26 protein-coding genes are annotated in these 25,392 nt (G+C 64.2%); 11 read left to right on the forward strand and 15 right to left on the reverse strand.

The window, feature by feature from the left end; genetic code table 11:
- The first annotated feature begins 214 nt into the window (after positions 1-214).
- The 3 genes from DKB74_RS00255 (at position 215) to DKB74_RS00265 (ending at position 3,333) form a co-directional block, all read left to right on the forward strand.
- Positions 215-664: a hypothetical protein gene (locus DKB74_RS00255; RefSeq protein ID WP_145960863.1), complete on the forward strand. Its 450-nt coding sequence runs from the start codon at positions 215-217 to the stop codon at positions 662-664.
- A 241-nt stretch (positions 665-905) separates the two neighbouring features.
- The gene (wecC, locus tag DKB74_RS00260; RefSeq protein WP_109806134.1) at positions 906-2,204 is read left to right on the forward strand and encodes a UDP-N-acetyl-D-mannosamine dehydrogenase; all 1,299 of its coding nucleotides are present in this window, start codon (positions 906-908) and stop codon (positions 2,202-2,204) included.
- Between the two features lie 115 nt (positions 2,205-2,319).
- Positions 2,320-3,333, forward strand: a complete 1,014-nt coding sequence (locus tag DKB74_RS00265) for an NAD-dependent epimerase/dehydratase family protein (RefSeq protein ID WP_193504325.1) — start codon at positions 2,320-2,322, stop codon at positions 3,331-3,333.
- A 25-nt stretch (positions 3,334-3,358) separates the two neighbouring features.
- Here the strand turns inward: DKB74_RS00265 and DKB74_RS00270 are convergent, their stop codons facing one another.
- Positions 3,359-4,405, reverse strand: a complete 1,047-nt coding sequence (locus DKB74_RS00270) for a M48 family metallopeptidase (RefSeq protein WP_145960864.1) — start codon at positions 4,403-4,405, stop codon at positions 3,359-3,361.
- A gap of 128 nt (positions 4,406-4,533) precedes the next feature.
- Here DKB74_RS00270 and DKB74_RS00275 point away from each other — a divergent pair, with 128 nt between their 5' ends.
- Positions 4,534-5,316, forward strand: a complete 783-nt coding sequence (locus DKB74_RS00275) for a metallophosphoesterase family protein (protein WP_109807016.1) — start codon at positions 4,534-4,536, stop codon at positions 5,314-5,316.
- A gap of 113 nt (positions 5,317-5,429) precedes the next feature.
- Here DKB74_RS00275 and DKB74_RS00280 read toward each other — a convergent pair whose 3' ends face one another.
- The 5 genes from DKB74_RS00280 to secB form a co-directional block, all read right to left on the reverse strand.
- Entirely contained in the window at positions 5,430-5,738 is a 309-nt protein-coding gene (locus DKB74_RS00280; protein WP_109806136.1) for a hypothetical protein, read from the reverse strand.
- 85 nt (positions 5,739-5,823) lie between these two features.
- The gene (locus DKB74_RS00285; RefSeq protein WP_145960865.1) at positions 5,824-6,069 is read right to left on the reverse strand and encodes a hypothetical protein; all 246 of its coding nucleotides are present in this window, start codon (positions 6,067-6,069) and stop codon (positions 5,824-5,826) included.
- A gap of 117 nt (positions 6,070-6,186) precedes the next feature.
- A complete protein-coding gene (locus DKB74_RS00290) occupies positions 6,187-6,555 on the reverse strand; it encodes a hypothetical protein (protein WP_145960866.1) in 369 nt (122 codons plus the stop codon).
- A gap of 59 nt (positions 6,556-6,614) precedes the next feature.
- A complete protein-coding gene (murJ, locus tag DKB74_RS00295; protein WP_109806139.1) occupies positions 6,615-8,174 on the reverse strand; it encodes a murein biosynthesis integral membrane protein MurJ in 1,560 nt (519 codons plus the stop codon).
- A 28-nt stretch (positions 8,175-8,202) separates the two neighbouring features.
- Entirely contained in the window at positions 8,203-8,718 is a 516-nt protein-coding gene (secB, locus tag DKB74_RS00300) for a protein-export chaperone SecB (protein ID WP_109806140.1), read from the reverse strand.
- 121 nt (positions 8,719-8,839) lie between these two features.
- Between secB and DKB74_RS00305 the strand changes: the two genes are divergently transcribed.
- The 4 genes from DKB74_RS00305 (at position 8,840) to DKB74_RS00320 (ending at position 13,150) form a co-directional block, all read left to right on the forward strand.
- A complete protein-coding gene (locus DKB74_RS00305) occupies positions 8,840-9,538 on the forward strand; it encodes a Tim44/TimA family putative adaptor protein (protein WP_145960907.1) in 699 nt (232 codons plus the stop codon).
- 31 nt (positions 9,539-9,569) lie between these two features.
- Positions 9,570-10,826, forward strand: a complete 1,257-nt coding sequence (gene mltA / locus DKB74_RS00310) for a murein transglycosylase A (protein WP_109806141.1) — start codon at positions 9,570-9,572, stop codon at positions 10,824-10,826.
- Positions 10,823-11,404 carry a Smr/MutS family protein gene (locus DKB74_RS00315; RefSeq protein WP_109806142.1) on the forward strand — a complete coding sequence of 194 codons (582 nt, stop codon included), beginning with the start codon at positions 10,823-10,825 and terminating at the stop codon, positions 11,402-11,404. Before mltA ends, DKB74_RS00315 begins: the two co-directional genes overlap by 4 nt.
- Positions 11,405-11,476: 72 nt before the next feature.
- The gene (locus DKB74_RS00320; RefSeq protein WP_109807018.1) at positions 11,477-13,150 is read left to right on the forward strand and encodes a putative bifunctional diguanylate cyclase/phosphodiesterase; all 1,674 of its coding nucleotides are present in this window, start codon (positions 11,477-11,479) and stop codon (positions 13,148-13,150) included.
- 15 nt (positions 13,151-13,165) lie between these two features.
- Here the strand turns inward: DKB74_RS00320 and dapE are convergent, their stop codons facing one another.
- Positions 13,166-14,302, reverse strand: coding sequence for a succinyl-diaminopimelate desuccinylase (dapE, locus tag DKB74_RS00325; protein ID WP_109806143.1), 1,137 nt, complete (start codon positions 14,300-14,302; stop codon positions 13,166-13,168).
- An 11-nt stretch (positions 14,303-14,313) separates the two neighbouring features.
- Between dapE and DKB74_RS00330 the strand changes: the two genes are divergently transcribed.
- Positions 14,314-14,778: a cupin domain-containing protein gene (locus DKB74_RS00330; protein ID WP_109806144.1), complete on the forward strand. Its 465-nt coding sequence runs from the start codon at positions 14,314-14,316 to the stop codon at positions 14,776-14,778.
- Positions 14,779-14,807: 29 nt separating this feature from the next.
- Positions 14,808-15,146 carry a transcription initiation protein gene (locus tag DKB74_RS00335; protein ID WP_109806145.1) on the forward strand — a complete coding sequence of 113 codons (339 nt, stop codon included), beginning with the start codon at positions 14,808-14,810 and terminating at the stop codon, positions 15,144-15,146.
- A gap of 11 nt (positions 15,147-15,157) precedes the next feature.
- Here DKB74_RS00335 and DKB74_RS18850 read toward each other — a convergent pair whose 3' ends face one another.
- The 6 genes from DKB74_RS18850 to DKB74_RS00360 are packed head-to-tail and all read right to left on the reverse strand — an operon-like array spanning position 15,158 to position 20,897.
- Positions 15,158-15,328, reverse strand: coding sequence for a glycine zipper domain-containing protein (locus DKB74_RS18850; RefSeq protein ID WP_164497895.1), 171 nt, complete (start codon positions 15,326-15,328; stop codon positions 15,158-15,160).
- A 12-nt stretch (positions 15,329-15,340) separates the two neighbouring features.
- Positions 15,341-16,006, reverse strand: coding sequence for a glutathione S-transferase family protein (locus DKB74_RS00340; protein ID WP_109806146.1), 666 nt, complete (start codon positions 16,004-16,006; stop codon positions 15,341-15,343).
- A 47-nt stretch (positions 16,007-16,053) separates the two neighbouring features.
- A complete protein-coding gene (locus DKB74_RS00345) occupies positions 16,054-17,172 on the reverse strand; it encodes an MDR/zinc-dependent alcohol dehydrogenase-like family protein (protein WP_109806147.1) in 1,119 nt (372 codons plus the stop codon).
- A gap of 31 nt (positions 17,173-17,203) precedes the next feature.
- Positions 17,204-19,405, reverse strand: coding sequence for a xanthine dehydrogenase family protein molybdopterin-binding subunit (locus tag DKB74_RS00350; protein ID WP_109806148.1), 2,202 nt, complete (start codon positions 19,403-19,405; stop codon positions 17,204-17,206).
- A complete protein-coding gene (locus tag DKB74_RS00355) occupies positions 19,402-20,394 on the reverse strand; it encodes an FAD binding domain-containing protein (RefSeq protein ID WP_193504328.1) in 993 nt (330 codons plus the stop codon). The genes DKB74_RS00350 and DKB74_RS00355 overlap by 4 nt, the downstream gene beginning before the upstream one ends.
- The gene (locus DKB74_RS00360) at positions 20,391-20,897 is read right to left on the reverse strand and encodes a 2Fe-2S iron-sulfur cluster-binding protein (RefSeq protein WP_109806150.1); all 507 of its coding nucleotides are present in this window, start codon (positions 20,895-20,897) and stop codon (positions 20,391-20,393) included. The genes DKB74_RS00355 and DKB74_RS00360 overlap by 4 nt, the downstream gene beginning before the upstream one ends.
- A gap of 219 nt (positions 20,898-21,116) precedes the next feature.
- Between DKB74_RS00360 and DKB74_RS00365 the strand changes: the two genes are divergently transcribed.
- On the forward strand, positions 21,117-23,021 hold the full coding sequence (locus DKB74_RS00365; protein ID WP_239987313.1) for an alpha/beta hydrolase family protein: 1,905 nt from the start codon (positions 21,117-21,119) through the stop codon (positions 23,019-23,021).
- A gap of 28 nt (positions 23,022-23,049) precedes the next feature.
- Here the strand turns inward: DKB74_RS00365 and yihA are convergent, their stop codons facing one another.
- Together yihA and yidC are read right to left on the reverse strand one after the other, a co-directional pair.
- Positions 23,050-23,691, reverse strand: a complete 642-nt coding sequence (gene yihA, locus DKB74_RS00370) for a ribosome biogenesis GTP-binding protein YihA/YsxC (RefSeq protein WP_109806152.1) — start codon at positions 23,689-23,691, stop codon at positions 23,050-23,052.
- A complete protein-coding gene (yidC, locus tag DKB74_RS00375) occupies positions 23,688-25,388 on the reverse strand; it encodes a membrane protein insertase YidC (RefSeq protein ID WP_109806153.1) in 1,701 nt (566 codons plus the stop codon). The genes yihA and yidC overlap by 4 nt, the downstream gene beginning before the upstream one ends.
- Between the last annotated feature and the right edge of the window lie 4 nt (positions 25,389-25,392).

The raw sequence follows: 25,392 nt of genomic DNA on the forward strand, positions 1-25,392 counted from the left end.
TGGCGGCGCTGTAGCGGCGCGCGGCGGCGGGGGGAAGTGCGCGAAACCTGACGAGACGTACCAGGTCCCCACTCGATCGTCCTCGACCGTGTCGATAGCGATCTGCACTATAGTGACGGCGAAGCGATTTGCATCGGGCACGCCGCAGCTCTGGCCAATATCTCTTGTGCAGAACAGTGGTTTGCAACATCTGGATGGGGCGCGTTCGGAGATCATGGACGGCATTGCATCGAGGTCCGCAGGGGGAGTGGCCGTGGCTCGTGATTTTGGCGCCGCGATGGCGCGGATGCAGGTTGAGGACCTGTTTCGCATTGCCAATTCGGGCGAAGCCGACGGCTTTGAGCCCGAAGCGATGGCTGCGGCGCGCGCCGAACTCGCGTTGCGGAACATCGCTGAATCCGATCGTCATCGCATCGAAGCCGAAGTTGCCGTGGATCAGGCAGAGCGGGCGGGGCGGGCGAGCGAGCCTCTGAGCAACCGGGCTTGGATTCTCTCGCTGCTGCTCGGTCCGTTTGTCATTCTTTCCACGCCTGTATTGGTGGCGCTGATTGCCCTTGGGGTTGCCGGCTACCGGCGGAAGCTATGGGAATTTTACATGGCTGCGATCTGGGGGCTGATTGTCTATCTGATACTGGGCTGGAGCGCCCTGTTCCTGTTTCACTGATCGGCGTCAAAGGCTCGCTCGATCGAAGTTTGACTCGCATCGCGTCGTCGAGCGAGGTCGCGGCGCGAAGCGGTCTGGTGCCATAATTGCGCATTGCCTGTGTCGGCCTGCGACGATGCGCGGTTTCGTTTCCGAAATCTAAACCCTGTTCGAAGACAAGGGGCGTCGAACGGCAAGGGTCCGCGCGCGCATCCGTGCGCGGCGCGCCATGCCGCTGACTGGATTGCGGAGAGCGTCGCGCATGATTTCGGACTCGGAACTCAACGTCGTCGTCCTGGGGCTGGGCTATATCGGCCTGCCCACGGCGGCGGTGATCGCGCGCAGCGGCGCCAATGTGCTGGGCGTCGATGTGCACGCAAATGTCGTCGATACGGTCAATTCGGGCAAGGTGCATATCGAGGAGATCGACCTCGACGGTCTGGTGTCCGGTGTGGTCGCGCGCGGCACGCTGCGCGCGTCGCTGAAGATCGAGCCCGCCGATGTCTTCGTCATCGCGGTGCCGACGCCCTTTGCCGAGGATCACGCACCCGACATCGGCTATGTGCTCAAGGCCGCGACCAATGTCGCCACCGTGCTCAAGGCCGGGGACATCGTGATCCTCGAATCGACATCGCCGGTCGGCACCACCGAAGCGGTCAGCGACCTGCTGGCGGAACTGCGCCCCGATCTGAAGATTCCCGGCCATTGCGCCGGCAGCGCCGATATCGCGCTTGCCTATTGCCCCGAACGCGTGCTGCCCGGCCGCATATTGGTCGAGCTGATCGACAATGACCGGGTGATCGGCGGCATCACGCCGCGTTGCGCGCGCAAGGCGCTGCAATTCTATCGCCGGTTCGTGCGCGGGGCCTGTGTCACCACCACGGCCAAGGCCGCGGAAATGACCAAGCTGACCGAAAATGCGTTTCGCGACGTCAACATCGCCTTTGCCAACGAATTGTCGATCGTCGCGGAGAAGATGGGCGTCGATGTGTGGGAAGTGATCCGGCTGGCCAATCGCCATCCGCGCGTCAACATATTGTCGCCGGGACCCGGTGTCGGCGGTCATTGCATCGCCGTCGATCCGTGGTTCCTGGTCCATTCGGCGCCCGATGCGACGCCGCTGATCCGCACTGCGCGCGAAGTGAATGACGGAAAGGTCGAACATACTATCGCGCGCGCCGAAGCGTTGCTCGAATCGATGCCCGGCGCGCCGGTCGCGTGCCTGGGCCTGGCGTTCAAGGCGAATATCGACGATTTCCGCGAAAGCCCGGCGATGAAGGTCGCCGCCGCACTGGCGCGGAAACATGGCAGCCGCATACGCATCGTCGAACCCTATGCCCGCGAACTTCCCGATGTCTTTGCCGATACCGGGGCCGAACTGATCGATATCGATACCGCGATCGAAACCTGTCCGATGTTCGTGGTGCTGGTCGATCACGATGTCTTCAAATCGGTGCCGCTCGACGAACGCGCCGACAAGCGAGTCTATGACACGCGCGGCATCTGGCCGGATCAGGCGAGCCCGGCCGCAAATGCCGCGGCGCTTCGGCTGGCGAGCTGACGCCTTGGGCGGGAAGACACTGGATTTGCGCGGGTCGATCGGGCACAGCCCGCGGCCATAGACCGTCGCGCATGCGTATCGCGGCCCCTTTGGTCTTCCGCAATCGGGGGAATGCATGAATCTGGACGGTTTGCGCGTGATGGTTACCGGTTCGGCCGGTTTCATCGGTTTCCACACCGCCAGCGAGTTGTTGCAGCGCGGCGCGACCGTGCTGGGAGTCGATAATTTCGGTTCCTATTACGATGTCGCGCTGAAGGAAGCGCGCAACGATCTGTTGTCGAACCATCCGCACTTTGCGGTCGCGCGGGTGTCGATCGACGATATGGAAGCGTTCGGATCGGTGTGGCGCGACTTTCGCCCCGATGTCGTGATCCATCTCGCCGCACAGGCGGGCGTGCGGTACAGCATCGATCACCCGGAAAGCTATGTCGCGAGCAACATCATCGGCACGTTCAACGTGCTCGAACTCGCGCGCCACAATCCGCTCAAGCATCTGCTCGTGGCATCGACCAGTTCGGTCTATGGCGCCAATACCGACATGCCCTTTGCCGAAACCCAGCGGACGCAGACCCCGGTCAGCCTCTATGCCGCGACCAAGGGTTCGACCGAGCTGCTCGGGCATAGCTACAGCCATCTTTTCGGCGTGCCGGCGACCTTTTTCCGCTTTTTCACGGTCTATGGGCCCTGGGGCCGGCCCGATATGGCGCTGTTCAAATTCACCAAGGCGATCCTCGAGGATCGTCCGATCGACGTGTATAATAATGGCGAGATGGAACGCGACTTCACGTATGTCGCGGATCTGGTCGATGCGGTCGTCGCGCTGGTGAGCTGTATCCCCGGCGCACAGCCGGCGCTGGAAGGCGACAGCCTCTCGCCGGTCGCGCCTTTCCGTGTGGTCAATATCGGCGGCGGCACCCCGACCAGGCTGATGGACTATATCGCCGAGCTCGAACGCGCACTGGGCAAGCCGGCGATCAAGAATTTCATGCCGATGCAGCCGGGCGATGTGCTCGCTACGCATGCCTCGTCCGATCTGCTGCAACAGCTGATCGGCAAAGTGCCGGAGACACCGCCCAGCGAAGGCATTCCTGCCTTCGTCAAATGGTATCGCGACTTTTACAGCGCCTGATCGCGCACAGCCGCGACTCCGGACGTCAGTGGCGGATCAGAATCGCCCGCCAGTTGCCGTCGAGCGGGCGATCGCGTGAAGCGAGGATGGGGGGAATTTCGGGCAGATCGCTCACCGTTTCCATCCGTGCCAGCTCATGCTCCATCGTCGCCACGCGGTCGCGCCAGTTCGGATGGGTACGCGCGCGCAGGATGCCGCCGGCATATTTCGGTCCGAAACTTTTCCAATAGGCAATGGAGACCGCCGGATCATAGCCGGCATTGCGCAGCAGCGAGAGCGACAGGATATCGGCTTGAATCTCCGACTGACGGAAATATTTCACGCTGCCGCCGAAACCCGACAACATGCCCCAGGCGACGCCGCGTTCCTCCAGCCGTTCGCGATGGTGCAGCACATTATGCGCGAATTCATGCGCCACCACGGGCGGCAGCCAGGATTCGGGATATTCCTCGAGAAAGCGGGAACTGACCTGCACCATGGTGCCGTCGGCGCTCGCATCCATATCATCGGCAAAGCGTATTTCGAAGCGCGACCGGCAGGCAGGGACGGGGTGAATCACGGTTTCGATCACTTCGCCGTTGCGCATCACCTTTACTGCGATCGGCTGGTCGGGCGGCAGATCGGCAAGCGCGAGCTGTACCGCGACGAGCCGATCGGTGGTGCCCGGTTCGCCCTGGGTATCGGCAATCACGACCGGTCCGATCGACAGGATCGAATCATTGGGCAACAGCCCCGCGGCCTCGGCCGGGCTGCCTTCGACAATGCCTTCGATCGCGACTTCGCTGGCAAAGCCGAAATAGGCCTTGGCCGCGTCGCGATCGCCCGAATCGAACTGATCGAGCGTGTGCAGCTGAATTCCCGTTGCCGGCTGGAGCCGGTCGCACAGTGCGACATTGGCCGTCGTCAGCCGGTATCCGATCCGCGCCAGTTTCATTTCCACTGCGCGGAACGGTTCGAACGCGGCGGCGTCCTGTTGCGCCATGGCCTGGCCGGGAAATGCCGCGAGCGCAGCGAGCGCGGCGCATGCGGAGAGGATGTTCCGGAAACAACACTTGTACGAAAATGGCGTCATTTCGGCATTATCCCCCTATCTTACACAATTGCAATTTGTGTAACCGCGCCTGATCTTTCAGTCGCAGGCAAAAGCCGTGGAATCGTGACGGCCACCCGCTCATATTGTTCGAATCAGACGAAGTGTCGATGATCACCAGATTATTTTCCCGATCCCGCCCGCAGCGCCAGGGCCCCTCGGCGCAATTGCCCGAGGGACAGCGCGTTTATGCGGTGGGCGACGTGCACGGGATGCTGGAGCAGCTTGAAGACCTGTTGTCGCGGATCGAAGCCGACAATGAAGCGCGCGGGCCCGCCCGAACCACGGTGATCTTTCTGGGCGACCTGATCGATCGCGGTCCCGATTCCGCGCAAGTGGTCGAGCGCCTGCGCGAGATTGCCGAGGCAAGCACGCCGGGTACGATCCGGTTTCTGCTGGGAAATCACGAAGAAGTGCTGTTGGCCGTACTGGGGGGAAGCCAGAAGGCGCTGCGGTTCTTCAATCGCATCGGCGGGCGCGAAACGCTGCTCAGCTATGGCATTCCGGCATCGGTATACGCCAGCTGCGAATATTCCGAGCTTCTGGAGCGGGCACAGGCGGCGGTGCCGGTCGAACATGTCGAATTCCTGCGCGGTTTCGAGGATATGATCGTGCTGGGCGACTATGCCTTCGTTCATGCCGGGATCGATCCCCGCCGCGCGCTCGACGAACAGGAAACGGCGCATTTGCGCTGGATACGCGAGGAATTTCTCGATCATCGCGGCACGCTCGACAAGGTTGTGGTCCATGGCCACACGGTCAGCGAGGATGTCGAGCAATTCGCGCACCGGATCGGCATCGATACCGGCGCATTTGCCGGCGGACCGCTGACCGCGATGGGGTTCGAAGGCCGCGATCGCTGGATATTGCAGGCGCCGTCCAACGCGGCCTGAGATAGCCGCCCGCCAGGCCCCTCAGCCGGCCGGCCCGACGGCATCGCGCTGCGGCTCGGCACGGCGATCCCCCCGGGGCCATGGGGTTGGCGATATCGGCGGCGCGCCGCCGATCAGTCGATGGTGATCGTATCGGTCATCCCCAGCGCCCTGCGAACGGCGCTTGCCGATTTCCCGGGTTTCAGCAAGGCGACGAGGGCATCAAGCGTGCCGCGCACTTCCAGCCGGTCGAGCAATATCTCGCCGGGGCGGCGACTCCAGCGCTGGCGCAGCACATATTGACCGCCCTGCGTTTCGTAGATCCGCAGAAAGCCGAGATCGTGATACTCGCCGTCGAACAATTTGCGCCCGACAAAGGCGAGGTTGGGACCGGCCGGATTTTCCAGCTCGATCGGTTCGAATGACTCTGCGGATCCTGTCACGAATTTGCCTTTCCGTCCGCGAATGGGCGATCGGCCACCGACCCTGAAGTGGCAACAGGGTCGGTGGCCTGTCTGCACCGGGGGGCTAGCGCCCGATATCCCAGAGCAGCATCACGATCAGGGAAATCAGCAATATCGCGACGCCCAGCACCACCCGGTTCCGCAGAACCGAATCGGACCGGTGAAGGTGCGCGGCATGAAAGTCGCGATAGGCATCCCGCGCGTTTCCGGACGAGCGCAGACCATGATCGAGCGCCGATGCATCGCGTTTGATGTATCGGGCGATCCGATCGATCTCTGCCCTTGTCAGCGAGCTATGCCGAAGAAGCATCGCTTCAATCTCCGCGCGCCGTAGATCGCGCTGCTGATTCCCGGAGTGCTTGTCGCGCATCCCGGTTCTCTTGTTGAATTGGTTCGATCGCGCGGCTGTGCCGCGCGGCGGATCGATTCAGGCGCGCGGCGGCGCGTGTGCCGGAGGCGGAACGCCTTCGCTGGCGTCGAAAAGCGCGATCGGCGCTACGTCGAAAGTTGTGGCAGGCACGACGATGCGCAAAGCCGAAACCGGCGAAACGGACGCGGTTGCAAGCACAGGCGGCGTGCCGGGACGCGGATCGGGCAATGGAGCGGAGCGTTGCGCCAGAGCCTTTTGCGCATAACGCTGGGGGCCCAGGGCAACTTCGACCGTGGTGGGATTGAACGCAGAGCCGTGCCGCACCCGATCGGGCAGGCTCACCGGCGTCAATGCATGCGCGACGATGCTCGCCAGCAGCAGAAATGTCGCGGCGATCCGCAAACGGAAGGGAGACGGGCGAGTCATGGCGCAGCAACGAATATAGTCATGCGCGTGCGCAGGGGGAAGTGCGCGAGGCCAGAGGGTCAGCCGCTTCGCCGCACCATCGCCTTCAGGTCGCTGATCAGATAGGCGCGGGTGATCAGGCAGGCGAGGCCGTAGATCGCCGCGCCGACGCCGACGAGCAGCAGCATGCCGAAGGCACGGACCCAGAAGCCGCCGGTCGTCCAGGGTTCGATCAGCTGCTCGCCGAACCACAGCGCGACGCCCATCAGGACCGCCGCTAGGGCGAGGCGGGGAACGCGACGCCGCAGGCGCGCATCGGCAGTGAAATGGCCGCGCTTCTTCAGCGTGGCATAGAGCAGCGCCATGTTGATGCACGCCGACAATGCAGTCGCGAGCGCGGGGCCGACATAGCCGATGGTGGGAATGAGGATCAGATTGCCGACAATGTTCGCCGCCACTGCGATCATCGCGAAGCGCACCGGCGTGCGGGTATCCTCGCGCGCATAAAAGCCCGGCGTCAGCACCTTGATCAGCACATAGGCGGGCAGGCCGATCGAGAAGGCGGCGAGCGTCATCGCAGTGGCGCTGGTATCGGCGGCGTCGAAGCGGCCATGCTGGAAAAGCGTGCGGATGATCGGTTCGGCAACGACCATCAGCGCGACCATGGCGGGCAGGGTGAGGAACAGCGCCAGTTCGATCCCGCGATTCTGCATCGCCATCGCTTCGTCGTCCTTGCCTTCGCCCAGCTGGCGCGAAATCGTCGGCAGCAGGATCGTGCCAAGCCCGATGCCGATCAGGCCGAGCGGCAGCTGATTGAGGCGGTCGGCATAATAGATATAGCTGATCGCGCCGGGGGCGAGCAGGCTGCCCGCCAGCGCCGTGGAAATCAGCAGGTTGATCTGGACCGCGCCCGCACCGGCGGCGGCGGGCAGGATCAGCTTGAACAACTGGCCGATATCCTTGTCGATACGCGGCATGCGAAGCCGTAGCTTCACGCCCGCGCCGCGGCACGCCCAGATCAGCCAGCCGAGCTGAAGCGCGCCGCCGACCGTGACCGAAATCGCCTGAACCCGCGCGGTTTCATAGGCATCGGTGCCATGAAAGAACCACAGGCCGGCGATCATCGCGATATTGAGCAGCACCGGCGCGGCGGCATTGACCCAGAAGCGATGAAGCGAATTCAATATGCCGCCGAGCAGCGAGACGATGCTGATCAGCGCCAGATAGGGGATGGTGATGCGCGAAAGCGTCACGGCATAGGCGAATTGTTCCGGCGTCGGATCGTTGAACCCGCCCGACAGCGCCCAGGTGATCGGCCATGCGGCGGCGATCATGACGATGGTGAAGAGAATCAGGACCGGCAGCAGCACCGCCATGGCGCGCTCGGCGAAATCGAGCCCTGCCGAGAGCTCGCCCTTTTCGGCGACGCGGCGATTGAACATCGGAATGAAGGCAGAGGAAAAGGCGCCCTCTGCGAACAGCGCGCGGAACATGTTGGGCAGGCGGAAGGCGACGAGAAACGCGTCCGACGCAAAGCCTGCGCCGACAAAGGTCGCCTGCAGCGAATCGCGTACCAGCGCGAGTACGCGGCTTACCAGCGTGAGGCCGCCGACCGATCCCAGCGTCTTTGCGAGATTCATCGGTCAGCGGCCCCCGCCAGATTGTGGATCAGGCCTGGCCGACGCCTTCGCCGGCCGGAGCGTTCTGCTGATCGCGTTCGGCGCGCTGTTGAAGATAGAGCGCGTTGAAATCGATGGGCTCGAGCATCAGCGGCTGAAAACCGCCGTCGCGCACGGCATCGGCGAGCACGCGGCGCGCGAAGGGGAACAGGATGCGCGGCGCTTCGCCGAGCAGGAACGGTTCGATATGTTCCTGCGGAATGTTGCGCAGGCCGAACAGGCCAGCATAGGTGAGGTCGACCAGGAATGCGGTCTGGCCTTCGACCTCGGCACGGACTTCGATCTTCAGCGCGACTTCATAGGTGTCGTCGCCGACCTGATTCGACCCGATGTTGAACTGGACGTCGAAACCGGGCTGGCCCTGTTTCTGAAAAATCCCCGGCGCGCCGGGATTTTCGAACGACATGTCCTTCACATATTGCGAAATCACGCCCGCGACCGGGCTGGTATCGGCGCCATTGGGCTGGGGGGTGCCGGTCGGATCGGCACTGGCGGTCTCAGCCATCGAAAAATCCTTCTTGTCTCTGCGGAAATACCTTGCGCGCAGGCGCGTTGGTAATTGGTGGCCGCGCGTAGCAGGCGGTTCGCGCCAGTTCAACGGCACACTGTTGCGCATATTTGAAACAATGGCCGCAAAGGCCTATGTACGCGTCAAAGGTTTCGGAGGCGTGGTGTCCACTTTCTATATCGTCCTGTTCGCAATGGTTGCTGCCTTTCTGGCGTTGCGCCTTTATTCGGTACTCGGCAAACGCACCGGGCACGAGCAGCAGCCGCTGCCCAAGGCGGCTGAGGAACGCGCGCCGGCGCAGCCGATGCCGCGTACCATCGACATGGCTCCCGAAGCGCGCGAGCCCGGTTCGCGCAATGTCGAATCCGACGCCGAACCCGGTCTGCGCGCAGTGATCGCCGCCGATTCGAGCTTCGATGTCGCGCAATTCATCGATGGTGCGAAATCGGCCTATGAAATGATCCTCAAGGCGTTCTGGTCGGGAGACGAGGAAACGCTGAAATGGCTGGTCGAGGATGATGTGCGCGAGGGTTTCTCCGCCGCCATCGCCGAGCGCAAGGAAGCCGGTCACACGCTCGACAACCGCCTGGTCTCGATCGAAACCGCAAAGATCGTCGACGCGCAGGTCGAGGGGCGCAATGCCCGGATCACGGTGCGCTTCGATGCCGATATTGCCGCGGTCACGCGCGATGCGGACGGCAATGTGGTTGCCGGTTCGATGAGCGATGCCGTCGAAACCCACGATATCTGGACCTTCGCGCGGACGCTGCGCAGCGACGATCCCAACTGGAAACTCGCGGAAACCGACGAAGCCTGACCGGTCCGGTCGGATGACAGGGGGACGACGCATGCGCGGATGGGGTGTGGCGGCACTGGCGATGCTGCTGGGTGCCTGTTCGGGATCGCTGGTCCCGCCGGGCGCCGGATATGGATCGGCGCCCTATGGCGGTTCGCCTCATGCGCCCGTGAACGAAGTGCCGGTGCGTCAGCCGACGCCCGCCACGCCAATCGCTGCAGCGCCTGCGCCGCCCGCGCCCGCAGGCGCCGATGTCGCGGCCGGATCGGGCGTGATCGCCGGACCGAATGTCGCATCGCTGCCGATCAGCGACGACGGCGCGGCGCGCGCGCTTGCCGCCTATCGCACCAGCTGTGGTTCGCTGAGCCGCCGTACCGACCAGTCGGGGCTGACCCGGCCGGCGGACTGGGCGGCCTCGTGCCAGGCTGCGCAGAACTGGCCTGCGACCGACGCACGCAATTTCTTCGCCCGCTATTTCGAAGCGGTGCAGATCGCCGACGGCGCGGCATTCGCCACCGGCTATTACGAGCCCGAAATCGCCGGTTCGCGCGACCGGCGACCGGGATATGACGTTCCGATCTATGGCAAGCCCGACGATCTGATCGATGTCGATCTGGGCGCGTTTTCCGACGATCTGGCGGGCAAGAAGATACGCGGCCGCGTCGACGGCACCAATCTGGTCCCCTATTATGATCGTGCCGCGATCGAGGAAGGCGCGCTTTCGCGTCGCGGCCTCGAAATCGCCTGGGCACATGATCCGGTCGAATTGTTCTTTCTGCAGGTACAGGGTTCGGGGCGGCTGCGCCTGCCCGATGGCGGCGTGATGCGGATCGGCTATGCCGGTCAGAATGGCCGCAGCTATACCGGCATCGGCGCGCTGATGCGCGATCGCGGCCTGCTCGCGCCCGGACAGGCGAGCATGCAGGGCATCATGCAATGGCTGCGCGACCATCCCGCCGAAGGACGCGCGATCATGCGCGAGAACAAGAGCTGGGTCTTTTTCCGCGAACTGACCGGGCCGGGCCCGCTGGGCGCGATGGGCTATGCCGTCACCGGCCAGACGAGCGCGGCGGCGGACCCCAAATTCGTGCCGATGGGCGCGCCGGTCTTCCTGTCGATGGATCGCACCGATGCGACCGGGCTGTGGGTGGTTCAGGACACCGGCGGCGCGATCAAGGGCGCCAACCGGTTCGATACCTTCTGGGGCGCGGGCGATGATGCACGGGCGATTGCCGGCGGCATGTCCGCGCGGGGGACCGCATTCCTCCTCCTGCCGGTCGGCACGCTCGCGCGGTTCGGCGGCCAGTGAGCCGATCCGGGCGGCGTCTGGCGCCCGAGGAAGCCGCGTTGTGGAACCGGGTGATCGCCACGGTGCAACCGATGCATGCGCGTGCGAAGCCGGTGGTGACACCCGATCCGGCGCCCGAGCCCGCTCCCCAGCCACCGCATGCCCGCATCAAGGGCCGGGTGCCGCCGCAGCGCCCGCCCGCTTCCACCGTGCCGCCAAAGCGCGCGATTCCGGCACAGGCGACGCTCGATGCGAGCTGGGACCGGCGGCTGGCGCGCGGGCTGGTGGCGCCCGACAGCAGCATCGACCTGCACGGCCACACGCTCGACGGCGCCTATGACCGGCTCGACCGCGGCCTGGCCTTCGCCATTGCGCGCGGCGACCGGGTGTTGTTGCTGATCACCGGCAAGCCGCCGCGTGCCGATGCCGAGCGTCCCTATGCGCGCGGTGCCATCCGGGCCGCCGTCAATGACTGGCTCGCCGCCTCGCGCCATGCCGACCGGATCGCGGCGGTGCGCGGCGCGCATCCGCGCCATGGCGGGCATGGCGCGCTATATATTGTGTTGCGGCGTCCCCGGTCGGCACCATCAAAATCTTAACTCTTGTCTGGCAATCAGCGGTCCATGGATGCTGCGTCATGCGCAGGACGGATGGGGGATCGGTCGGGCAAGGTGGAAGGCTTTTCGCTCAAAAGTCGCGCTATCGCTTTTGCAATGTGCGCCGGCGCCGTGGCCTTTATTCTGGCGCTGACGGCGACGTCGCACGGCATGCTGAGCATGGAAAGCGCGGCGCGCGCGCTGATCGTCGCGATCATCTGCGGAACGATGTGCTGGGCTTCGGCCGAACGCACGATTTCGGCCACGGCCGGTGCGATCGATGCCGCCATCGAACGGCTTTCGCGCGCGGCGAATGGCGATCTTGAAAGCGAGATACCCGAAGAGGTCGCCGCATGCGTGCCGCCGCTGGCGACGGCGATGACGGGGCTGTTCAGCCAGCTTCACGCCAATTTCGAAAGCGTCCAGCGACTGGCGATGTTCGATCCGGTCACCGGCCTGCCCAATCGCACCAATTTCCGCCGTACGGTCGAACGGATGCTGACCGAATTGCCGCCCGATGCCGTGGCCGGCCTCTATTTCATCGATCTCGACAAATTCAAAACGGTCAACGATACGCTGGGCCATGCCACCGGCGATATGTTGCTGGGCATGGTGGCCAACCGGTTGCGGGCGGTCGCCGAACGCTATGCCGCCGAACGCGACGGGCGCCAGCCGCTGATCGGGCGTCTGGCCGGGGACGAATTCACGATGTTCTTCCCCGAATTGCCGAACATCCGCGATGCCGAACGGCTGGGCCGGGCGATGCTGTTCGCGCTTTCCGAACCGTTCGACCTTGCCGATCAGCAAGTCGAAATCGGGGCTTCGATCGGAATCGCGCTGCGCCCCGAACATGGATCGAACCTGACCGACCTGATGCGCGCGGCCGATGCCGCCATGTATCATGCCAAGGGGCAGGGGCGCGGCCGGGCGGAGCATTTCACGGACATTCTTGCTGCGGAAATCGCCGAACGGGCGCAGCTGGAAAGCGATTTGCGCGACGCAGTCGACAAGCAGCAATTCGCGCTCGTCTATCAGCCGCAGCTGAGCGCCGCCGACGGGCATATCGTCGCGGCCGAGGCATTGCTGCGGTGGCGCCATCCCGACGGGCTGAAAATGCCCGGCGCCTTTATCGACCGGGCCGAGGAAATCGGCCTGATGGTCGAGATCGGCGAATGGGTGGTGACAAGCGTTGCCGAGACGATATCGCGCTGGAGCAAGCTGGGAGTCGAGCAGCGGCTGGCGATCAATATCAGTCCGCGCCAGTTGGACCACGCATCCTTTTTCCGCCGCTTGCGCGAAGCGATGCATGCGGCGTCCGCGCCGGCATCGCTGCTCGAACTGGAAATCACCGAAACGCTGGCGATGCATTGTTCCAACGATGTGATCGATGCGATTGCCGAGCTGCGCGCCGATGGGGCGATCATCGCGATCGACGATTTCGGCACCGGCTATACCAATCTGACGCGGCTGCGCGAATTGCCGGTCGACCGGATCAAGCTGGACCAGAGCCTGATCCGGCACGTCGCCGACAGCCGCGAGGCGCGGGCGATTGCGCAGGCGGTGATCGGGCTGGTCCATGGGCTGGGCCGCGAAGCGGTTGCCGAGGGTATCGAGACTCAGGCACAGGCCGAAGTGCTGCGCGTCATCGGATGCGACGCGCTGCAGGGCTATGTCTTTGCCCAGCCGATGGCCGAGTCCGAATTTCTGAGCTGGGTTCGTCAGCCCAATGTCCAGCAGCTGCGCGCCTGAACGCGCGCGCCGGACTCAGGCGAAAGCGCGCCTGAGCATCTCGGCATAGACATCGGTCAGCGCATGTAGATCGCGCAGCGCGACGGCTTCGTCGAGCTTGTGCATCGTTGCGTTGAGCAGGCCGAATTCGATCACCGGGCACAGCGCCACCAGAAAGCGCGCATCGGACGTGCCGCCGCTGGTCGATAGCTCGGGCGTAATCCCCAGCTTCGCTTCGATCGCGCCCGACACCAGATCGGACAATGTTCCGGGTTCGGTAAGAAAGGCTTCGCCCGAAACCTTTGCCGTTACCGTTGCCTCGGGCGCGTGGCGGACCGCGATGGCGCGGATCCGTTCGGCAAGCGCGGCGCCCTTGTGCAGATCGTTGAAGCGGATGCTGAGCCGCGCCTGCGCATGGCCGGGAATGACATTATGCGCCGGATTGCCGACCTCCAGATCGGTGACTTCGATATTCGACGGCTGGAACCAGTCGGTCCCGCCATCAAGCACCAGCGCATCGATTTCAGCGAGGGCGGATACCAGCCGCGTGATCGGATTGTCGGCGAGGTGGGGATAGGCGACGTGCCCCTGTTTGCCGGGAACATCGATCCAGATATTGACCGATCCGCGCCGCCCGATCTTCACGGTGTCGCCCAGCCGCAGCGCCGAAGTCGGTTCGCCGACCAGACACAAGTCGGGCGTGATATTCGCCTGACGCATGCGATCGATCAGCGCGCGGGTGCCATATACCGCAGGGCCTTCCTCATCGCCGGTGATGATCAGGCTGACCGTGCCGTCGACATCGACTGTGCCGAGCGCGGCGACAAAGGCGGCGATCGCGCCCTTCATGTCCACCGCGCCGCGCCCGTAAAGCAAGTCGCCACGCACTTCGGGCGTAAAGGGATCGCCGGTCCAGCCCTTGCCCGGCGGAACCACGTCGAGATGCCCGGCAAAGGCGAAATGCCGCCCGCCGCTGCCGCGGATCGCGAGCAGATTTTCGACCGGCCCGTCGGGTTCTTCGCCGCTGGTGAAGCGTTCGACCGCAAAGCCCAGCGGCACCAAAGCCACTTCGAGTATGTCGAACACCGCGCCGCGTGCGGGGGTGATGCTCTGCGCAGCGATCAGCGCCTTGGTGAGTTCGACGACTTCGGGCATGGTCCGGGCATTGGTCATGGGAGGCGGCATTGCCCAAGCTCGATCTCGATACAATCCCCCAGACAAATGCGACCGGCTATCCGCCGCCCTTTGACGCGCCGGTTGCGGGGCGTTGGTATCGGCGGCTCGCGCCCGCCAGCGGCCTTGCGCATATGGGCGTCAGCCATGTCACGCTGAAACCGGGTGCATGGTCGTCGCAGCGCCACTGGCATGCCGATGAGGACGAATTCGTCGTGATGCTGGCGGGTGAGGCGGTGCTGATCGAGGAGGATGGCGAGACCGTCATCCGGCCGGGCGATTGCATCGCATTCCCGGCGGGCGTGGAGAACGGCCATCATCTCCAGAATCGCAGCGACGGCGATTGCGTGTTCCTGGCCATCGCCGCCGGTCCGCGGGACAAGGGCGGGAGCTATCCCGATATCGACATGGTGTTTCGACCCGATGGCTATTTCCGCAAGGACGGGACGCCCTATGGCGCCAGCCGGACGGCCTGACGGAAGCGCGAAATGAGGGAAGCCGGGCGATGACCAAATATCTCATTTCGTTCCCCAGCGAAGCGATGATGCTGAGCGACGCCGAACCGGAGCAAGCCGGTCGCGATTCGCGTGCGGTGATCGCGGCGGCCAAGGCGGCCGGCGTCTATGTGTTCGCCGGAGGGATCAACGAAGGTGTCGAGCCGGTAAAGGTCGCTGCGGACGGAGCGACGTCAGCCGAGCTATATCCGGGCAGCCGATTGAATGGCGGCTTTGCGGTATTCGAATTGCCGGATCGCGATGCGGCAGTGATCTGGGCCGCGCGGCTGGCGGCGGCGTGCCGATGCGATCAGGAATTGCGTGAGTTCCTGTACGATCCGGCGAGTTAGCTGCGGGTCGTTCAGGCGTCGTCGCGGTTGCGCCCGGTCTCGGGCTTGTCCTTGCCGCGATTCGCATTCGCCATTGCCGCGCCGATCGCGACGCCCAGCGCGATACCGACCGCGATATTGTCCATGGCCACGCCCAGCGCGACGCCAACCCCGATGCCGATGGCGAGTTTCGATCCGTCCATGCCGAGCCTCCCTTATTGCGCGGCGGTTTCGAACTGTTCGATCACCCAATCCTCTTCCTGCGCCTTGGCGATCCAGTCCTGCATGAAGGGGTGCTGGAGCACGGCATGCATATAGGCGGGGGCAAAGCGCGGGATGGGGAGCGAATAAGTAACGATCCGCGTCACCACCGGCGCGAACATGATGTCGACTGCGCCGAATTCGCCGAACAGGAAATCGCCGTCCTTGCCGAATCGTGCGCGTGCCTGTGCCCACAGCTCCATGATCCGGCCCAGATCCTGCAGCACGTCGGTGTCGGGCTGGCTGGGCGGATAGACTCTGCGAATGTTCATGCTGTGCTTGCGGCGGAGCGCCTGATAGCTCGAATGCATTTCCGCCGCCATCGACCGCGCCATGGCGCGCGCCGCCGGATCGGCCGGCCAGAATTTGTCGCCGCCCGATGCTTCGTTCAGATATTCGACGATCGCCAGACTGTCCCAGACGACGATGTCGCCGTCCCACAATATCGGCACCTTGCCAGAAGACGGCGCGAATTCGTCGCCTTCGCGTCGCTTGTCCCAATTGCCGTCATAGAGCGGGACGACCACTTCCTCGAACGGCAGGCCCGATTGTTTGCAGGCGAGCCAGCCGCGCAGCGACCAGGACGAATAGGCGCGATTGCCGATAATGAGCTTGAGCATGATCGAGAGCTAACCGCCCCGGCAGTGCACGGCAACCGCCGAACCGGTCAGCGCTGTGGGACGATCAGATATTTCTCCCCCGTTGCCATCCGCGCATAGGCGCGCAGCGTATCGGGATCGAGCGCCTGGGCAAGGCTGATCTCCTGCGTGAAATTGCTGGCAAAGGTGGTTGTCAGCTCCGTCGCGACGCGCTCGCGAATACGCTTGTTGGCTTCGGGCCCGGCCTTGGCGAAGAAATGGGGCAGGAGATAGCCGTTGACGCCCCATGCCAGTCCCACCGAGCGCGGGATGCTGACCGGTGCACGGTCGAGCAGGCCATAGACATAGACCTGTTTGTGCCGCGCCGAACCATAGCGGCTATAGGGCTGGCCGCGCGTCTGGGCGGTTTCCATCGCCAGCACGAGTTCGCCGGTCAGCTTGCCGCCCACGGCATCGAAGGCGAGCGTCGCATCGGTCGCCGCACAGGCATCGGCCAGCGTTTCGCGGAAATCCTCCTTCGAGCTGTCGGCGATGTAACGGACGCCCAGATCGCGCAGGATCGCCGCCTGTTCGTCGCTGCGCACGACCGCGACCAGCGGCACGCCATCGTCGCGGCAGATACGCGCGAGCATCTGGCCCAGATTCGATGCGGCGGCGGTGTGGATGATCGCCTTATGCCCTTCCATCCGCATGGTTTCGACCATCGACAGCGCGGTCAGCGGATTGACGAAAGCGGCGGCACCGGCCCGTGCGGGCGTGCCTTCGGGCAGCGGCAGCGCTTCGGACGCGCGGACGACGCGGTGGGTGGCATAGGTCGATCCGCCGAACAGCGCGACGGTCCGCCCCAGCAATTGCTGCGCATCGGGCCCCGCCGCGATCACCGTGCCTGCGCCTTCGACGCCGACGGGCATCGATTCGCCGCTGCGCGCCGCCACGCTGGCGACAGCAGCGTCGGGGATGGTGAAGCGCAGCACCGGGCGGTCCGGCGTGCCGCCGGCCTCCAGCGTCGAAACATCGGCGGGGCCGAGCAACAGCCCGAGATCGGAGGGATTGATCGGCGCGGCTTCCATCGCAACGACAAGCTGGTCGCCGGTGGGCGCTTCGATCGGCACCTGCTCCAGCGACAAGGTGAGCCTGTCGCCCTCAACCAGCGAATGGAGTTCCAGTGCGTTCGCCGGAAGCGTCATGCGATATCCTCTCTGTTGTTTTTCGCCGCCGTCATTCCATCACCGCGAGCAGCTTGTCCAGCGTTGCCGGATAGGTGCGGATACGCGCGCCGGTGGCATGGGCGATCGCATTGGTGATTGCGGCGCCAGCACCCGAAATGCCCAGTTCCCCGATCCCCTTGGACTGAAGCGGGCAGGCCTGATCGTCGCGTTCCTCAAGGAAATGCACTTCGATCTGGGGGACATCGAGATTCACCGGCAGATGATATTCGGCCAGATCGTGATTGACGATATGGCCGTCGCGCAGATCATGGACCAGTTCTTCGGTCAGCGCGGCGCCGATGCCGAACGTCATCCCGCCGATACATTGCGAACGCGCAGTCTTTGCGTTGAGGATGCGTCCGGCCGCGAAGGTGCCGAGCATGCGGCGCACGCGGACTTCGCCGGTGATGCTGCTGACGCCGACTTCGGCGAAGAAGGCGCCATAGGCGGCCTGGGCATAGTCCTGGCTGGTCTTGCCGGGTTTGAAGATGCCGACCGCCTCCAGCGGCCCCGCGCCCATCGCGTCGCGCAGGGGAATGCGGCGATTGTCGAGAATGATGTCGCCGTCACGCAGCACCAGTCCGTCCGCCACCAAGCCGAGCCGGTCGGCCAGCTGACGCCGCAGCACAGCGCATGCCTCCAGCACGGCAGAGCCGCTCGACGAAGCGCCCCAGCTGCCGCCTGATCCCGGGCCGGGCGGCAAGTCGGTATCGCCGAGCATGACCCGCACCCGATCGCGCGGCAGGCCCAGCATGTCGCCCGCAATCTGGCCGAGCACGGCATAGGTGCCGGTGCCGATATCGGTCATGTCGGTTTCGACGACGGCGTCACCGTCCGTCGTCAGCGTGACTCGCGCCTCCGCCTGCGAGGTGATGTTCTTCCGTGCCGCGCTGGAAACGCCCATGCCGATCAGCCATTCGCCGTCGCGGGTCGTGCCGGGCTTGGTGCTGCGCTTGTCCCATCCGAAGCGGCGCGCGCCTTCATCGAGGCATTGGGCGAGCATCCGCGAGCTATAGGGAATATCCTGTTCGGGATGGCGTTCGGGCAGGTTGCGTTTGCGCAGTTCGATCGGGTCGATGCCCAGTTGCTCGGCCAGCTCGTCCATCGCATTTTCGAGCGCGAGCATGCCGACCGCTTCGCCCGGCGCGCGCATCGATCCGGCGCAGGTGCGGTTCACGCGTGCGATTTCGTGCACGATGCGCCGGTTTTCGCCGCCATAAAGGAAATGGGTGGCCTGACCCACCGGTTCGGAAAAGCTCTCATCCGGCAGGTTGGAGACGCGATATTCATGCGCGATGCCGGTGAGGCGACCCTGCGCATCGGCGGCGAGCCGCACCCGCTGACGCGTTTCGGATCGCCGCATCGTCGCTTCGAATACCTGCTGGCGGCTCATCGCGACCTTTACCGGTCGGCCGATCTCGCGCGCGGCGATCGCGGCCGCCACCGCTTCGGGCGAAATGCCCAGCTTCGACCCGAAGCCGCCGCCGACATAGGGCGCGAGGATACGTACATTTTCCGCATCGATGCCGAGCGAATCCGCCAGTTCGTTGCGGTTATATTTGAGCATCTGATAACCGCCCCACAATGTCAGCCTGTCGCCGTCCCATGCGGCGACCGAGGCATGCGGTTCCATCGCCGCGCTGTTCTGAGCGGGCGTGGTGTAGGTGGAATCGACGGTGGCATGGGCATCGGCAAAGGCCCGATCGAAATCGCCCTGATCGCGCTGCTTGGCATCGGGCCGTTCGATATTCGCCGCATCCGATTCGGGGTCGAAGACGCCGTCGGCATCGGGCGCATAGCGCAACGCCAGCGACTGGGCGGCGTGGCGCGCCTGTTCAAAGCTATCCGCCACCACCAGCGCGACCGGCTGGCCGAGATAGGCAATGGTTTGCGCGCCCTGCACCGGGGCCTTGTCGGCAGTGCCCTGAGCCGGGTTGCGCAGGAACCGGTCGTCGGAAAACACGCCGAGAATGCCGGGCAGGCCGCGCACCGCCTCGTCACCCAGCGCGGTCAGCGTTCCTTTCGCAATCGTCGCGCGGACGAGCACGCCATAGGCGCAGTTTCCCAGCCTGTATTCGTGGGCATAAGTGGCGCGACCGCTGACTTTCAGCGGTCCTTCGGGACGGTCCAGCGGGGCGCCGGTCAGATCCTGCGCCATGTGGTCGAGCAAGTTGCGCGGATCGGGCGCATCCATGACGAATTCGCTGCTCATGCTGCAATCTCCAGCTCGCACGCCTCGCCCAGCACCGCCGCAAGCGTGCGGCGGGCGAGCGGTATCTTGAAATCATTGCTTCCCCGACCCTGCGCCGCATCGACCAGCAACTCGCTCGCCAGCGCGAAAAGCTCGCGTGCCGGCGCTTCGCCGATCAGCATCGCTTCGATCCGTGTGTCGCGCCAGGGGAGCGGCGCGAGGCCGCCAAAGGCCAGCGCGGCATCGGCGATCACGCCGTCTTCGATCCGGATCATCGCTGCGACGCTGACCAGCGCAAAGGCATAGGAGGCACGGTCGCGGACCTTGCGATAGACATGCCGTCCGCCGCGCGGCGGGGGCAGGCGGACCGCGCGGATCAGTTCGCCGGGCGTCAGCATCGTTTCGAGATGCGGGGTTTGCCCCGGCAGGCGATAGAAATCGGCGATCGGAATTTCGCGGCTGCTGCCGTCGGGCGCGAGCGTTTCGATACGGGCATCGAGCGCGCGCATCGCCACTGCCATGTCGCTGGGGTGCGTGGCGATACAATGGTCGCTCGCGCCCAGAACCGCGTGGATGCGATTGAAGCCGCCGATTGCGGCGCAACCGCTGCCCGGCTGGCGTTTGTTGCACGGCATCGCAGTGTCGTAGAAATAATAGCAGCGCGTGCGCTGGAGCAGGTTTCCGCCGGTCGTCGCCTTGTTGCGCAACTGGCCGCTGGCACCGGCAAGCAGCGCGCGCGAGAGCACAGCGTAATCGCGGCGAATGCGCGGATCGGCGGCGAGATCGCTGTTGGGAACGAGTGCACCGATGCGCAGCCCGCCATCCTCGGTCTGCTCAATCTCACCCATGTCGAGACGGCTGATATCGACCAGCCTGGCCGGCGCCATCACTTCGAGTTTCATCAGGTCGAGCAAATTGGTGCCGCCGGCGATGAACGCCGTGCCGGTTTCGGCGCCGTCGGCTGCGGCCTCGGCAGCGGAGGCGGGGCGGCGATAGTCGAATGGCCTCACTTGCCGCCTCCCGCAACTTCGCGGATCGCATCGACGATGTTGGGATAGGCGGCGCAACGGCAGAGATTGCCGCTCATCCGTTCGGAAATTTCGGCGTCGGTCGGGTCGGGCGCGGCTTCGAGATCGGCCGAGACATGGCTGGGCCAGCCTTGCTGAAGCTCGTCGAGCATCGCAGTTGCGGAGCAGATCTGACCCGAAGTGCAATAGCCGCATTGAAAGCCGTCATGCCGGACGAACGCCGCCTGCAGGGGGGACAGGTGGTCGGGTTCGCCCAGTCCCTCGATCGTGGTGATTGCGTCTTCGTCGTGCATCACCGCCAGGGTGAGGCAGCTGTTGATGCGGCGGCCGTTCACCAGCACGGTGCAGGCACCGCACTGGCCATGGTCGCAGCCCTTCTTGGTCCCGGTAAGGCCGATGTGATTGCGCAACGCATCGAGGATCGAGGTGCGCGGGTCGATGTCGAGCATGTGCTGCTCGCCATTTACCTGAAGCGTGATGTGCATGAGATTCTCCGCCTGACCGAACGGGGACGCGCGGGCCGCGGGGATGGTTTCAATTGCGAGCGGTTCTCAGGCTTTGCGCATTGCCTCGCCGATTTCTTGCGGTATCATTTTGACAAGGCAACAAAGGGGGGATTTGTGCTGCGGAACTACAGGGTTGTTGCATCTTCGATTGCACTATTATTGTCGTCGTTCCTCGGATCCTCTGCTCTGGCACAGGATGTGCCACCCGATCCGCAGCCCGCCGTTCGGCCCGTGGCGCCGTCAGGCCCGCAGGCGACGAATCTCTGGTCTGCCGAAGCCTTTGCCCAGATTCCGCAGATCGAAAAGCCGCAGCTGTCGCCCGATGGTTCGCTGGTCGCCGGATTGGTGGCGAATGGCGGCGAACAATTCTTCACGATCACCAAAGTGGATACGGCACAGACTGCGTTCGTCGGCATCGGCGAGATGGACGTCAACTGGTGGCGCTGGGTCAACAACGAATGGCTGGTTGTCGGATTCGGTACGACGCGAAAGGTGGACGGCGGCGAATGGTACATCTCCCGTGTCGCCAGCGTGCGCGCCGATGGAAGCGAGCTCAAAACCCTTTCCCCGCGCGACGCCGCACAGGATGCCGATGATGTCATCTGGGTTGCGCGGGATGGTTCGCCGCGCATCCTGTTGAGCTATCAGACTTCGGTGTTCGTAAGCGACAGGGGCTTCTGGCCGAGGATCGACGAAATCGATGTCGCCACCGGTCGCCGCCGCGCCGTGCAGAACGGCCGGGCGGGCGTGATGGACTGGTATGCCGATGCCAGCGGTTTTATCCGGATGGGCGTCGGCTATTCCGAAGATGGCCGGTTCAACAAGCTATATTATCGCGAGCCCGGACATGAGTCCTTTCGAACCGTCGACCGCGCACGGACGGCCGATCGGCGCGTGGTGGCGCCGGCGATGTTCCTCGACGACGGCAATAGCGCGATCGTGTTCGACGAGGATAGCGACGGATTCGACGCGCTGTTCAAATTCGATCTGACCACGCTCGAACGCGGCGAAAAACTCTATTCGGCGAGCGGCAGCGATCTGGGCGGGCTTTTCGTCGACCGCAGCGGCACGCATTTGCTGGGGGTCGGATCGGGCGGAGATGCCGGCGGCATTCACTGGTTCACGCCCGAAATGGAAGCGCTGGCGGCCAAAATTGCGGCGCGCGTTCCCAATTCGCAAACGCAGATCACTTCGCTCAGCGCGGATCAGAGCCGCGCGGTGGTTTATGTCGGTGACGCCAGCGCGCCGGGCGCTTATTTCCTCTATGACACCGCCGATGAATCGATGCGGCTGCTGTCCTATGTCAACGACCAGATACGGCTGCGTCGCGTGCATCCCGTGCGCACCATTCAATATCGCGCACGCGACGGGCTGCGGATCAGCGCGATCCTGACCACGCCGCGCGGTGCGGGAACGGCGATGCCGTTGATCGTCATGCCGCATGGCGGCCCCTATGCCCATGACAGCGAAGAATGGGACTGGTGGGCGCAGTTTCTGGCCGATCGCGGCTATGTCGTCGTGCAGCCCAATTATCGCGGTTCGTCCGGTTTCGGCGCTGCCTTTGCAGCGCGGGGGAACGGCGAGTGGGGCCTGAAGATGCAGGACGATCTCGACGACGCAGTCACGGCGCTTGCCGAACAGGGGATCGCCGATCCGGAGCGCGTCTGTATCGTCGGCGGTTCCTATGGCGGCTATGCCGCGATGCGCGCGGCGCAGCGCAACGGCGACCGCTATCGTTGCGCGGTTTCCTTTGCCGGGGTGTCCGATCTCAACGCGATGCGCGGCTATAACCGCCGGTTCCTCCATTCGCAGGCGCGCAACGACTGGCTGTCCGAACAGGCGCCCGATCTGAAACAAGTCTCGCCGATCAACTTTGCCGAGCAGTTTTCGACGCCGATCCTGCTGATCCATGGCCGCAGGGACAGAAGGGTTCCCTATGCCCAGTCGCGCGAGATGGCGGAGAAGCTGGAAAAGGCCGACCGGAATTTCGAATATGTCGAATTTCCCGAGGCCGACCACAATCTTAGTCGGTATGAAGACCGGCTGCGATTTCTGGAACTGCTGGAAGCGTTTCTGACGAAGTACAACCCGGCCCGGCCCTAAAGGGCGGCCGGGCGCCGGTGCCGCGCCGTCAGCCGATCGCTTCGAGCACCGCGGCGCGCAGTTCGGGGATGCCCATTCCCTTTTCGCTCGAGGTGGCGAGAATGTCGGGGTGTGCGGCGGGACGTTTGCGCGCTTCGGCGGCAGTGCGTTCGAACACTTCGGCCAGCTCGCTTGCCTTTATCTTGTCCGCCTTGGTCAGCACGATGCGATAGCTGACCGCTGCCTTGTCGAGCATTTCCAGGATTTCGCGATCGACTTCCTTGATGCCATGGCGGCTGTCGATCAGCACCAGCGCGCGTTTCAGGACATCGCGTCCGCGCAGGAAATCGTTGATCAGGAAGCGCCATTTCTTGACGACATCCTTGGGCGCCTTGGCAAAGCCATAGCCGGGCATGTCGACCAGACGAAAGGCGAGGGGGTCGCCGACGTCGAAGAAATTGAGTTCCTGGGTCCGTCCTGGCGTCACCGATGCACGCGCGATCGCCTTGCGCCCGGTGAGCGCGTTGATCAGCGAGGATTTGCCGACGTTCGACCGGCCCGCAAACGCCACTTCGGGCACATGCGGATCGGGCAGGAAACGCAGCTCGGGCGCGGATTTCAGGAACTCGACGCGCCCGGCAAATGCCTTGCGCGCCAGTTCGATCGCGTCGGGGTCGAACTCGGCCGTCATCCGGCTGGTTTCGTCTTGAGCTGCGGATGGCGGCTGTAGAGCCAGGTCTGCTGCGCGATGGTGAGCAGGTTCGACGTGATCCAGTAGATCTGGAGACCCACGGCGAACGGCGCCATCATGAACATCAAAACCCACGGCATGATGCTGAAAATCTGCTTCTGCATATCGTCCATCGGCGCGGGATTGAGCCTGATCTGGAAGAACATCGATACGCCCAGCAGGATCGGAACGACGCCGATGTGCAGGAAGCCCGGGGGATCCCATGCGATCAGGCCGAACAGGTTCATCGGCGTCAGCGGATCGGGCGCGGAAAGGTCGCGGATCCACAGGATGAACGGCTGGTGCCGCATTTCGATGGTCAGGATCAGCACCTTGTACAGCGCGAACATGATCGGGATCTGGAGGAACATCGGAAGGCAGCCGGCGAGCGGGTTCACCTTCTCCTCCTTGTACAGCTTCATCATTTCCTGCTGAAGCTTGGGCTTGTCCTCCTTGTAGCGTTCCTGCAGCGCCTTCATTTTCGGCTGCACCGCACGCATGCTGGCCATCGACTGGAACTGCTTGTGCGCGATGGGGAAGAGCAGCAGGCGGATCGTGATCGTCAACAGGATGATCGCGACGCCGAAATTGCTGACCATGCGGAACAGCCAGTCGAGATAATAGAAGATCGGCTTTTCGACGATGCCGAACCAGCCCCAGTCGATCATCTTGTCGAATTCGACGATCTTGAGGTTTTCCTCATAGCTGTCGATCAGGCGGGTTTCCTTGGCGCCCGCGAAGAAGCGCGAGGTCTGGACGACCTGCTCTCCGGGTGCGACCTGAACCGCGTCGCGCGCCTCGTAATCGGCCTGATATTGATCGTTTCCGCCCGAACGCAGTTTCAGCGATACCGGCACGCCCTGATCGGGCACCAGCGCGGTTTGCCAATAATGGTCGGAAAAGCCCGCCCAGCCGCCGGTAGTGTCATAGGTCGAGGGCTCTTTCTCGATCGTCTTGTAATCGACATAATCGGCGACCGCATCGGCCACCGCGATCGGGCCGACATGCGCGACCCAGAGATCCTGATCGGTCGATTTGCCGCGGCGGCTGACATAGCCGAACGGCTTTACTGCGATCGGCGTGCCGCCGGCGTTCTGAACCGTCTGGCGGACCGTGAACATGTAATCCTGATCGACCGACAGGTCGATGCGATAGCGCTGGCTGCCGTTGGTGGCGGTCAGCGTCACCGGCTTGCCGGGGGCGAGCAGATCGCCGCTTGCCTGCCACAGCGTATCGGCGGCGGGCGCCGTAACCCCCGTGCCGCGCCAGCCGAAGCCGGCGAAATAGGCGCCCTCGGTCCCCGAAGGCGACAGCAGGCGGATCGGCGGCGAATCCTTTTCGACCGTTTCCTTATATTCCTTGAGCACCAGATCATCGATCCGCGCGCCCTTCAGATTGATCGAGCCGCTGAGCGAAGGCGTGTCGATCCGGACACGCGGGGTTTCGCCCAGAACGATCGTCCGGTCGCGAATCGCAGTCGCGGTATCGGCGGCCGGATCGGCCTGATCCTGTGCGGGCGTGACGATCTCACCCTGTTCCACCACGGGGGCGGGATTGGTGGCCGGCGGCATGAAATAATGCATGATCGGCGTCCACGCGAACAGGATGAACGCGGCAAGCACGCCGAAAATGATGAGATTCTTCTGCTCTTCTTTCACCAAT

Source organism: Stakelama portus, assembly GCF_003171655.1.
GTDB classification, from domain to species: domain Bacteria; phylum Pseudomonadota; class Alphaproteobacteria; order Sphingomonadales; family Sphingomonadaceae; genus Sphingomonas; species Sphingomonas portus.